Source organism: Streptomyces lonarensis (genome assembly GCF_012033735.1).
GTDB lineage: Bacteria > Actinomycetota > Actinomycetes > Streptomycetales > Streptomycetaceae > Streptomyces > Streptomyces lonarensis.
The window spans coordinates 1-1228 of the sequence record NZ_JAAVJD010000099.1 but is presented as its reverse complement, the minus strand read 5'-3'; the positions used below and the strand labels follow the sequence as shown (position 1 = coordinate 1228).

The following is a 1228-nucleotide window of genomic DNA, read 5'->3' as shown; positions in this document are numbered from 1 at the left end:
CACCGCGCCGGGCCCGGGCTTGCGCCCCGGGCCCGGCGCGTTCGTGTGTGACGCGGGTCGCACCGGTGGTCGGAGCTTGCCTGACTCGCGGGTAACAACTTACGGTGGCGTAACCTACGGCATCGTAAGTAGTTCGCCTAAACATCTTCCCGGCTGGAGAGCCCGTGACGATCACCCCCGCCCACCCTGCCAAGTCGGACCAGTGGACCGACGCCCGGCTGCTCTACGCGCTGGAAGAGGTGGTGGAGCGGGAGATCAACCGGCACCTGAAGGTCGCCAAGGACTGGATGCCCCACGAGTACGTGCCGTGGAGCGAGGGCCGGAACTTCGACGGCATCATGGGCGGTGAGGCCTGGGACCAGGCGCAGTCCAAGGTCACCGAGATCGGCCGCATCGCGCTCGTCGTCAACCTCCTCACCGAGGACAACCTGCCGAGCTACCACCACGAGATCGCCACGCTCTTCGGCCGTGACGGCGCCTGGGGCACCTGGGTGCACCGCTGGACCGCCGAGGAGGGCCGCCACGGCATCGTGATGCGGGACTACCTGCTGACCACCCGCGCCGTCGACCCGGTCAAGCTGGAGCAGTTCCGGATGGCGCACATGTCGGAGGGGTTCGAGTCCGACAACGCGCACTCGATGCTCCACTCCGTCGCGTACGTCGCGTTCCAGGAGCTGGCCACCCGCATCTCCCACCGCAACACCGGGCACCAGTCGGGCGACCCGATGTGCGACCGCATGCTCGCGCGCATCGCCACCGACGAGAACCTGCACATGGTCTTCTACCGGAACCTGCTGAAGGCCGCCTTCGAGATCGCGCCCGACGCGACCATGTCCGCCGTGCGCGACGTGGTCGTGCAGTTCCGGATGCCCGGTCACGGCATGCCCGGCTTCGAGCGCGCCGCCGCCCAGATGGCCATCGGCGGGATCTACAACCTGCGCATCCACCACGACGACGTGCTGCAGCCGGTCCTCCGGTACCTCCGCGTCCTGGAGATCGACGGCCTGGGCCCCGAGGGGCTGAAGGCGCAGGAGGAACTGGGCCTGTTCATGGGCGGGTTGGACGCCGAGGCCACCAAGCTCGACGAGAAGCTGGAGGCGCGCCGCGCCCGGATCGCCGCCCGCAAGGCCGCGGCCGGCTGACACGGGCCCGTCGGGCCGGACGCGGCAACGGCGCCCGGCCCGCGTGACAGGTCACCGTTCTCCCGGGGCGGCGCCCTCGCGCCGCC

At 70.2% G+C, this 1228-nt stretch carries 1 protein-coding gene; it reads left to right on the top strand.

Going from position 1 to position 1228, the window contains the following annotated elements:
- Positions 1-164 precede the first annotated feature (164 nt).
- Positions 165-1142, top strand: coding sequence for an acyl-ACP desaturase (locus HCN56_RS13940; RefSeq protein WP_167970968.1), 978 nt, complete (start codon positions 165-167; stop codon positions 1140-1142).
- Positions 1143-1228: the final 86 nt, after the last annotated feature.